An 8,932-nucleotide genomic window follows, 5' to 3' on the forward strand; every position below is an offset into this window, starting at 1 on the left:
ATTTGGAGTTTTACGATGGCGAAACTGCATGATTTTTACAAAGAATCAGTAGTTCCTGAACTTGTTAAACAGTTCGGCTACAACAGCGTCATGCAAGTCCCTCGGATTGAAAAAATCACACTCAATATGGGTGTGGGTGAAGCTCTGGCAGACAAAAAGATTCTCGACAACGCGGCAGCAGACCTGGAAGCAATTTCTGGTCAGCGTCCAATCCGCACTGTTGCTCGTAAATCTGTCGCTGGCTTCAAAATCCGTGAAGGCTACCCGATTGGCTGTAAGGTGACTCTGCGTGGCGAACGTATGTGGGACTTTTTGCAACGCTTAATTGTGATTGCAATTCCACGTATTCGCGACTTCCGTGGTTTGAATCCGAAATCTTTCGACGGACGTGGAAATTACAGTATGGGTGTGCGTGAGCAAATCATTTTCCCTGAAATCGACTTTGATAAAGTCGACAAGGTGCGTGGTTTGGATATCACTATCACTACTACTGCAGGCACTGATGACGAAGCTCGCGCTTTGCTCGCTGCCTTCAACTTCCCGTTCAAGAAGTAAGGTGTAGAGTTATGGCAAAAGAGTCAATGAAAATGCGTGAAGTCAAGCGTGCAAAGCTTGTCGAAAAATACGCAGAGAAACGCATCGCATTAAAAGCTGTGATCAGCGATCCGAAAACTTCGGATGAGGAGCGTTGGGAAGCAGTGCTTAAATTGCAAAGCCTTCCGCGTGATTCAAGCCCTAGCCGTCAGCGTAACCGCTGTCGCGTAACGGGCCGCCCACACGGTTTCTTACGGAAATTCGGCATGAGCCGTATTAAAGTCCGTGAGAAAGCGATGCGCGGTGAAATTCCTGGCTTGAAAAAAGCTAGCTGGTAAGCCACGAGTCACGGGAGAAAGCAAATATGAGCATGCAAGATCCAATTGCGGATATGTTCACTCGCATCCGCAACGCTCAGGGTGCTAACAAAGTTGCCGTGCGCATGCCTGCTTCTAAACAGAAAGTGGCTATTGCCCAAGTTCTGAAAGAAGAAGGTTATATCGCGGATTTCAGTGTTTCAGGTGATGTGAAAGCAGAACTTGAAGTGACATTGAAATACTTTGAAGGTAGCCCTGTTATCGAATCAATTGAGCGCGTTAGTCGCCCAGGTTTACGTATCTACAAGAAACGTAATGAACTACCTAAAGTAATGGGTGGTTTGGGTGTCGCCGTAGTCTCAACTTCCAAGGGTCTGATGACCGACCGTGCCGCTCGTAAAGCGGGTTTAGGCGGCGAAGTTATCGGCTACGTTGCGTAACGAGGAGTTAGGAAATGTCACGTGTTGCTAAAGCACCTATTGCCATTCCTGCTGGCGTTGAAGTTACGCTGAACGGTCAGGAAGTCACAATTAAAGGTGCCAAAGGCTCATTGAGCCGTGTAGTTAATGACGCTGTAGAACTTGTACAAGAAGACAAAGTTTTACGCACCGTTGCTCGTGAAGGCGTTGCGAATGCAACTGCTCAAGCGGGTACCGCACGCGCGTTACTGCAAAATATGGTGGTTGGTGTTGCGCAAGGGTATGAGCGCAAGTTGCAATTGGTTGGTGTCGGTTACCGGGCAAATACTGCCGGTTCAAAACTGAACCTGACCTTGGGCTTCTCTCACCCTGTTGAGTTCGATATTCCGCAAGGAATTACTATCGAAGTCCCAACACAAACTGAAGTTGTCGTTAAAGGTGTTGACAAGCAATTAGTCGGCCAAGTTGCCGCTAATATTCGTGCTTACCGTAAGCCTGAGCCTTATAAAGGTAAAGGTGTACGTTATGCCGATGAGCAAGTGCGCCGTAAAGAAGCCAAGAAAAAGTAAGGTAAAACGATGGACAAGAAATCAGCTCGCTTACGTCGCGCCACTCGCGCTCGTAAGAAAATGCAAGAGTTGGGTGCTAACCGCCTGGTCGTTCACCGTACACCACGGCACATTTACGCTCAGCTAATTGCACCGAACGGTTCTGAAGTATTGGCAGCAGCTTCAACTGCAGAAAAGTCAGTTCGTGAGCAAGTCAAAGTGACTGGCAACATCGATGCGGCAAAAGCAGTTGGAAAACTGATTGCAGAACGGGCGATGGAAAAAGGCGTGAAAAACGTCGCTTTCGATCGCAGTGGTTTCCGTTATCACGGTCGTGTTGCAGCTTTAGCTGACGCCGCTCGTGAAGCCGGACTTCAGTTCTAGGAGACGAACATGGCAAATGCAAATGTAGAAGCTCAACAAAGTGACCTGCAAGAAAAGCTGATCACAGTAAATCGTGTAGCGAAGGTTGTTAAAGGTGGTCGCATCTTTAGCTTCACTGCACTGACTGTGGTTGGTGATGGTCAGGGTAAAGTGGGTTTCGGTTATGGTAAAGCACGCGAAGTTCCAGCTGCTATTCAAAAAGCAATGGAAAAAGCGCGTCGCAACATGGTAACCGTGCAGCTGAAAGGCGACACCCTACAGCACCCTGTTAAGGGCCGTCACTCAGGTTCACAGGTATTTATGCAGCCAGCTTCTGAAGGTACAGGTATCATCGCCGGTGGTGCGATGCGTGCAGTACTGGAAGTCGCAGGTGTACACAACGTGCTGTCAAAAGCATATGGTTCAACCAATCCAATCAACGTTGTTCGTGCCACTATCAAGGCACTCAATGACATGAAATCGCCGGAGCAAGTTGCGGCGAAGCGTGGATTGCGCGTTGACGAGATTTTGGGGTAGTGAACAATGGCGAATAAGACAATCAAAGTTACACAAACGCGTAGCTCAATCGGTCGCTTGCCGAAACACAAAGCTACCCTTCGTGGTCTTGGTCTACGCCGTATTAATCACACGGTAGAGCTGGAAGATACCCCAGCTGTGCGCGGTATGGTTAACCAAGTCTATTACATGGTAAAGGTGGAGGACTAAGACATGTTTCTAAATACTATCTCCCCTGCACCTGGTGCTAAAGCTAGCAAAAAACGTGTGGGCCGAGGAATCGGTTCAGGATTGGGTAAAACAGGTGGTCGTGGCCATAAAGGTCAAACTTCGCGTTCTGGTGGTACTGTTAAGCCAGGGTTTGAAGGCGGTCAAATGCCAATTCAGCGTCGCTTGCCTAAGTTTGGTTTCACTTCACGCAAGGCTATGACCACTGCTGAAGTAAACCTAGCTGAGATCGCAAAGCTTGCTGGTGACACCGTAACGTTGGCTGCATTGAAAGATGCAGGCTTGGTTCGCAAAGACGTGTTGAATGTAAAAGTCATCAAGTCTGGCGAAATCAAGCGTGCCGTTACTGTTCAAGGCATCAAGGTCACTAAAGGCGCCAAAGAAGCTATTGAAGCTGCTGGCGGCAAAATCGAAGGATAGGGCAAATGGCTAAACCAGGATTGGAATCTAACAGAGCTCAAGGCGGCACCTCGGAACTAAGACGTCGACTGCTGTTTGTACTCGGCGCGTTAATCGTGTTCCGTGCGGGCTCCTTTGTGCCGATTCCTGGTATAGATGCCGCTGTATTGGCGCAATTATTTGATCAGCAGAAAGACACCATCGTTGCCATGTTTAACATGTTCAGCGGCGGTGCTCTGGAACGCGCATCAATTTTTGCACTGGGAATTATGCCGTACATTTCCGCCTCAATCATTATGCAGCTAGCGTCGGTGGTTCACCCACGCTTAGCTGAGTTAAAGAAAGAAGGCGAATCTGGACGACGCAAGATCAGTCAATACACGCGTTGGGGTACATTGATACTCGCAACGTTCCAATCCATTGGTATCGCGACTGGCTTACCAAATATGATGCCGGGCTTGGTCATTGACCCAGGTCCAGCGTTCTATTTCACAGCTATCGTGAGTTTGGTTACCGGCACCATGTTCTTAATGTGGTTAGGTGAGCAAATTACCGAGCGTGGTATTGGTAACGGTATCTCTATTCTCATATTCACCGGTATTGTAGCGGGCCTCCCGTCTGCCATTGGGCAGACAGCAGAGCAAGCTCGTCAGGGTGATTTACATTTGTTGGTGTTGTTATTGATTGGCGTAATCGTCATCGCGGTAACAGCGTTTGTTGTGTTCGTAGAACGCGGCCAACGTCGTATCGTGGTGAACTATGCAAAACGTCAGCAGGGCCGTAAGGTCTTCGCTGCGCAAAGCACTCACTTGCCATTGAAAGTAAATATGGCTGGTGTTATTCCGCCAATCTTTGCATCGAGCATTATTTTGTTCCCAGGCACTATCGCAACTTGGTTCGGCCAAGGCGAAGGTATGGTAGCAAACTTCTTACAAGAGCTGTCGTTGACGTTGTCACCGGGTCAGCCTTTGTATGTCATGCTCTATGCAGCCGCGATCATCTTCTTCTGTTTCTTCTACACCGCGTTGGTATTCAATCCGCGCGAGACAGCGGATAACTTGAAGAAGTCAGGCGCGTTCATTCCGGGTATTCGCCCAGGTGAGCAAACCTCGCGTTACATCGATAAAGTAATGACCCGTTTGACGCTTGCAGGCGCCTTATACATTACTTTAGTCTGTCTGGTTCCTGAGTTCATGATGATTATTTGGAACGTGCAATTCTACTTCGGTGGAACGTCACTCCTGATTATCGTTGTGGTCATCATGGACTTTATGGCACAGGTCCAAACCCATCTGATGTCTCATCAGTATGATTCGGTCCTGAAGAAAGCTAATCTCAAGGGCTTCGGCCGTTAAGATTGGATAATTACGGAGTGTAGCAATGAAAGTTCGTGCTTCCGTGAAGAAAATCTGCCGTAACTGTAAAGTGATCAAGCGCAACGGTGTTGTGCGCGTCATTTGCAGTGATCCAAAGCATAAGCAACGGCAAGGTTAATTCGAAGAAGAAGACCGCGGCCAAGAGTTAGTTTTGGCTGCGGCTCTTGATATGTTTGCAATCTGGCGACCGGTTGAGTATCCTAACGGGCTTTTCAACTGGTCACCCATTAATTATAGGAGACGTGTTAGTGGCCCGTATCGCTGGCATTAACGTTCCTGACAACAAGCATGCAGTCATTGCCTTGACTGCGATCTACGGAATCGGCCGTACTCGCTCTAAGCACATCTTAGAAGCAGTCGGTATCGCCGAGGACACAAAGATCGGCTCATTGTCAGAAGAAAAACTGGACTTGCTTCGTGAAGCAGTAGGTAAATTTGCTGTTGAAGGTGATCTTCGTCGCGAAGTTTCAATGAATATCAAACGTCTGATGGATCTCGGTTGTTTCCGTGGTCTCCGTCATCGTCGTGGCTTGCCTCTACGTGGACAGCGCACTAAAACCAATGCGCGCACCCGTAAAGGTCCGCGTAAACCAATCAAGAAGTAGGGAGTTGAGAAATGGCTAAGCAACCAACTCGTACTCGTAAGCGCGTTAAAAAGCAAGTCGCTGACGGCATGGCTCATATCCATGCATCTTTTAATAACACCATTGTGACTATCACCGATCGTCAGGGTAATGCCCTGTCATGGGCGACAGCAGGTGGGTCTGGTTTCCGTGGTTCACGTAAATCAACCCCGTTCGCAGCACAGGTTGCAGCTGAGCGCGCTGGTGAAATGGCAAAGGAATACGGTTTGAAAAACCTAGAAGTGTTCGTCAAGGGCCCAGGTCCTGGTCGCGAGTCATCGATTCGTGCACTGAACGCGGTAGGTTATCGCATCACGAATATTACCGATGTGACACCGATTCCTCACAACGGATGTCGTCCGCCTAAGAAACGTCGCGTTTAATAGGCGCCATACGATAGTTGGAGAAAGATCATGGCAAGATATTTGGGTCCTAAACTCAAACTGAGTCGTCGCGAAGGAACAGATTTGTTCCTGAAAAGCGGCGTCCGCGCAATCGATACGAAATGTAAACTCGAAAGCGCACCTGGTCAGCATGGCGCCCGTCGTGGCCGTCTGTCTGATTACGGTTTACAGTTACGTGAAAAGCAAAAAGTTCGTCGTATGTACGGCATCTTAGAGCGTCAATTCCGTAACTATTATAAAGAAGCTGCTCGTATAAAAGGCAACACCGGTGAAAACCTGTTGCAACTGCTTGAGTCGCGCTTGGACAACGTGGTGTACCGTATGGGCTTCGCGTCTACTCGTGCGGAAGCGCGTCAGCTGGTGAGCCATAAAGGTGTTGTTGTTAACGGTACTGTTGTTAACATCCCATCGTTCAAGGTTCGTCCAGAAGATGTCGTGTCTGTTCGCGAAAAAGCGAAAAAGCAAGCACGTATCGCAGCTGCATTGGAACTCGCAGACCAGCGTGAAAAACCAGTGTGGTTGGAAGTAGACAACAGCAAATTGGAAGGTCAGTTTAAACGTCTTCCAGAGCGTTCAGATTTGTCTGCGGAAATTAACGAACAGTTGATCGTAGAGCTTTACTCTAAGTAAAGCTTAAGCATAAGAGAGGACACAATGCAGGGTTCTGTTACCGAATTCCTAAAACCGAGGTTAGTCGACATTGAACAAATCAGCCCGACTCACGCAAAGGTGACGTTGGAGCCTCTTGAGCGTGGCTTTGGTCACACGCTGGGCAATGCGTTACGTCGCATTTTGCTATCGTCGATGCCAGGTTGCGCAGTGACGGAAGTCGAAATTACTGGCGTGCAGCATGAGTACAGCAGTAAAGAGGGTGTTCAGGAAGATATCATCGAAATTCTGTTAAACCTGAAAGGGTTAGCAGTGCGCATGGAAGGCAAAGATGCATCTGTTCTGACCTTGAAGAAATCTGGAGCGGGCCCTGTCTTGGCTGGCGACATCACTCATGACGGTGATGTTGAAATCGTTAACCCTGATCACATGATCTGTACCTTAACAGGTGACACGGAAATCGAAATGTCGATTCGTGTAGAACGTGGTCGCGGTTACGTACCAGCCTCGGCGCGTCAGTCCGCTGACGATGAAGAGCGTCCAATCGGTCGGTTATTGGTCGATGCTTCTTTCAGCCCAGTTGAGCGTATCGCTTACAGCGTAGATTCTGCGCGTGTTGAGCAACGTACTGACTTGGATAAGCTGATTATCGACATGGAAACGAATGGCACTTTAGATCCTGAAGAAGCTATTCGCCGCGCAGCAACCATTTTAGCTGAACAGCTAGAAGCGTTTGTTGAGTTACGCGACATGAGCGAGCCAGAAGCAAAAGAAGAGAAGCCGGAGTTTGATCCGATCCTTCTTCGTCCGGTAGACGATTTGGAATTAACTGTGCGTTCTGCAAACTGTTTGAAAGCAGAAGCTATTCAGTACATTGGTGACTTAGTGCAGCGTACCGAAGTTGAGTTGTTGAAGACTCCTAACTTGGGTAAAAAATCGCTCACCGAAATCAAGGACGTTTTGGCGTCTCGTGGCTTGTCATTAGGCATGCGTCTCGAGAACTGGCCACCGTCAAGCTTGGTTGATCGGGACTAAGTTATCTTTTACAGAGAATTACTGAGAAGGGTATAGGTATGCGCCATCGTAAGAGTGGTCGTCAACTCAACCGTAACAGCAGTCACCGTAAAGCGATGTTCAGCAACATGGCTAGCTCGTTGGTTCGTCACGAAGTGATCAAAACCACATTGCCAAAAGCAAAAGAGCTGCGTCGTGTCATCGAGCCGCTCATCACTTTAGCGAAGCAAGATAGCGTAGCAAATCGTCGTTTGGCGTTTGCTCGTACACGTGACCAAGAAGTGGTTGGTAAATTGTTCAGCACCCTAGGTCCACGTTATCAAGAACGTGCCGGTGGTTACACTCGTATTTTGAAGTGTGGCTTCCGTGCAGGTGATAACGCACCTATGGCATACGTTGAATTAGTTGACCGTCCAGAAGTAGAAGCTACTGAAGCTGAAGAAGTAACAGTAGAAGAATAAGTTCTCGCTCGCGAGAATGAAAAAGGCCGGCTATTAGCCGGCCTTTTTTTATGCTTGTTGAGTTATTAGTTAATTAGTCGCTGGGTCTACCGAATTGAGTTCGCTCAATTGAATGCCATAGTTGTCAGCAATAATTTGCAATTGGTCGTTACCTACGCCTGCCCGACGCGCACCACGCAGAACTTGCATTGCACGCTCACGTTGCTGAATTTGCTCAGCGGAAGGTGCCGTATCAGCCGCGTTAGTGGTGTCGGCTAAACCTATTAAGTCCATTAATGATGTTGCCAAGTAGTTACCGAACGCAGGGACTGCTTCCAATGTAGCTGTAACGATAGACTCTAACTTACCAGGCTGTTGATTGCTCGCCGAGCGCATGATGCTGTCTGCCATCTGAGGCTCTATTTGTACGGCAACCCGTACGATATTTTCCAGTTGCTCCGGATGACTCTTGCCGGCGGTCGATACGATATCATCGGCATAACTTGGCTCGGCTTCCACAGCTATTTTCACGATCTCGGCTGGATCAGCCATGTCCATATTCAGAGCCATTGTCATAATGTCACGGGTAAAGCCTGGTTCTGCGTGAATGGCGGCTCGGATAATATGTCGATAGAGATGAGGTTCGCGCTCAAATGCGGCGTAAAGAATGGGTTCAACATGTTGTGGGTAATTACTAAGGAGAACTCTAACACTGCGCGTCGATGAAAAATTTCGTTTAGCGTAATAACCGAGCATCCGATCATAGGTCTTCGCTAACCTTATAATCTCAGGGCTCGGTTGATAGAGCTCAGGATCTGTCGGTTCTATTAGCGTTTGCTGTGCAGCCAGACTAACGGGGCTGATCAACAAGCTAAGAATGATAGCTCGGGATAGTAACTTCATCGGCCTACCTTTTTTGTGTCTTTATTTTCGTTCTAAGTGACTAAGAAATGTACATTAACAACGTTTATAGACAATGGGTAGATAAAGATCGTTCAATCTGAACAAAAAATAGGCAAACGATCGCTTTCGGCGCAAAAAGATCTTGCGCTGAAAGTGAGAGGCTCTATAATTCGCGGCCGTTGTGGTTGAGACCTGATTTCAACTACAGCGGTCGCAAGGTTCACGACGAGAAAAAGTTA

At 48.2% G+C, this 8,932-nt stretch carries 16 protein-coding genes; 15 read left to right on the forward strand and 1 reads right to left on the reverse strand.

All coding sequences use genetic code 11. From position 1 onward, the window contains the following. The first annotated feature begins 15 nt into the window (after window positions 1-15). From rplE to rplQ, 15 genes are all read left to right on the forward strand, one after another. A complete protein-coding gene (gene rplE, locus CWE22_RS11955) occupies window positions 16-555 on the forward strand; it encodes a 50S ribosomal protein L5 (RefSeq protein ID WP_169931730.1) in 540 nt (179 codons plus the stop codon). Between the two features lie 11 nt (window positions 556-566). Next, entirely contained in the window at window positions 567-872 is a 306-nt protein-coding gene (rpsN, locus tag CWE22_RS11960) for a 30S ribosomal protein S14 (RefSeq protein WP_169931731.1), read from the forward strand. Between the two features lie 26 nt (window positions 873-898). Further along, window positions 899-1,291, forward strand: coding sequence for a 30S ribosomal protein S8 (gene rpsH / locus CWE22_RS11965; protein WP_169931732.1), 393 nt, complete (start codon window positions 899-901; stop codon window positions 1,289-1,291). Between the two features lie 14 nt (window positions 1,292-1,305). Further along, window positions 1,306-1,839: a 50S ribosomal protein L6 gene (rplF, locus tag CWE22_RS11970; protein ID WP_169931733.1), complete on the forward strand. Its 534-nt coding sequence runs from the start codon at window positions 1,306-1,308 to the stop codon at window positions 1,837-1,839. Between the two features lie 9 nt (window positions 1,840-1,848). Continuing rightward, window positions 1,849-2,202 (forward strand): 50S ribosomal protein L18, encoded by a 354-nt coding sequence (gene rplR / locus CWE22_RS11975; RefSeq protein WP_169931734.1) that lies wholly within the window; start codon window positions 1,849-1,851, stop codon window positions 2,200-2,202. 9 nt (window positions 2,203-2,211) lie between these two features. Beyond that, window positions 2,212-2,718: a 30S ribosomal protein S5 gene (gene rpsE / locus CWE22_RS11980; protein ID WP_169931735.1), complete on the forward strand. Its 507-nt coding sequence runs from the start codon at window positions 2,212-2,214 to the stop codon at window positions 2,716-2,718. Window positions 2,719-2,724: 6 nt separating this feature from the next. Continuing rightward, on the forward strand, window positions 2,725-2,907 hold the full coding sequence (gene rpmD / locus CWE22_RS11985; RefSeq protein WP_169931736.1) for a 50S ribosomal protein L30: 183 nt from the start codon (window positions 2,725-2,727) through the stop codon (window positions 2,905-2,907). Between the two features lie 3 nt (window positions 2,908-2,910). Next, window positions 2,911-3,345: a 50S ribosomal protein L15 gene (gene rplO / locus CWE22_RS11990; protein WP_169931737.1), complete on the forward strand. Its 435-nt coding sequence runs from the start codon at window positions 2,911-2,913 to the stop codon at window positions 3,343-3,345. Between the two features lie 5 nt (window positions 3,346-3,350). After that, window positions 3,351-4,679 carry a preprotein translocase subunit SecY gene (secY, locus tag CWE22_RS11995; protein ID WP_169931738.1) on the forward strand — a complete coding sequence of 443 codons (1,329 nt, stop codon included), beginning with the start codon at window positions 3,351-3,353 and terminating at the stop codon, window positions 4,677-4,679. Window positions 4,680-4,704: 25 nt separating this feature from the next. Beyond that, window positions 4,705-4,818 carry a 50S ribosomal protein L36 gene (rpmJ, locus tag CWE22_RS12000; RefSeq protein WP_055439830.1) on the forward strand — a complete coding sequence of 38 codons (114 nt, stop codon included), beginning with the start codon at window positions 4,705-4,707 and terminating at the stop codon, window positions 4,816-4,818. A gap of 130 nt (window positions 4,819-4,948) precedes the next feature. Beyond that, entirely contained in the window at window positions 4,949-5,305 is a 357-nt protein-coding gene (rpsM, locus tag CWE22_RS12005) for a 30S ribosomal protein S13 (RefSeq protein WP_169931739.1), read from the forward strand. Between the two features lie 11 nt (window positions 5,306-5,316). Further along, window positions 5,317-5,706, forward strand: coding sequence for a 30S ribosomal protein S11 (rpsK, locus tag CWE22_RS12010; protein WP_026861007.1), 390 nt, complete (start codon window positions 5,317-5,319; stop codon window positions 5,704-5,706). A gap of 30 nt (window positions 5,707-5,736) precedes the next feature. Then, the gene (gene rpsD, locus CWE22_RS12015; protein WP_169931740.1) at window positions 5,737-6,357 is read left to right on the forward strand and encodes a 30S ribosomal protein S4; all 621 of its coding nucleotides are present in this window, start codon (window positions 5,737-5,739) and stop codon (window positions 6,355-6,357) included. Between the two features lie 24 nt (window positions 6,358-6,381). Further along, on the forward strand, window positions 6,382-7,371 hold the full coding sequence (locus CWE22_RS12020; RefSeq protein ID WP_169931741.1) for a DNA-directed RNA polymerase subunit alpha: 990 nt from the start codon (window positions 6,382-6,384) through the stop codon (window positions 7,369-7,371). A gap of 38 nt (window positions 7,372-7,409) precedes the next feature. Next, a complete protein-coding gene (gene rplQ, locus CWE22_RS12025; protein ID WP_169931742.1) occupies window positions 7,410-7,811 on the forward strand; it encodes a 50S ribosomal protein L17 in 402 nt (133 codons plus the stop codon). A 69-nt stretch (window positions 7,812-7,880) separates the two neighbouring features. Here the strand turns inward: rplQ and CWE22_RS12030 are convergent, their stop codons facing one another. Beyond that, entirely contained in the window at window positions 7,881-8,693 is an 813-nt protein-coding gene (locus tag CWE22_RS12030; RefSeq protein ID WP_169931743.1) for a hypothetical protein, read from the reverse strand. Window positions 8,694-8,932 lie beyond the last annotated feature (239 nt).

The sequence above is a fragment of the Pseudidiomarina aestuarii genome (assembly GCF_003987355.1).
Lineage (GTDB): Bacteria > Pseudomonadota > Gammaproteobacteria > Enterobacterales > Alteromonadaceae > Pseudidiomarina > Pseudidiomarina aestuarii.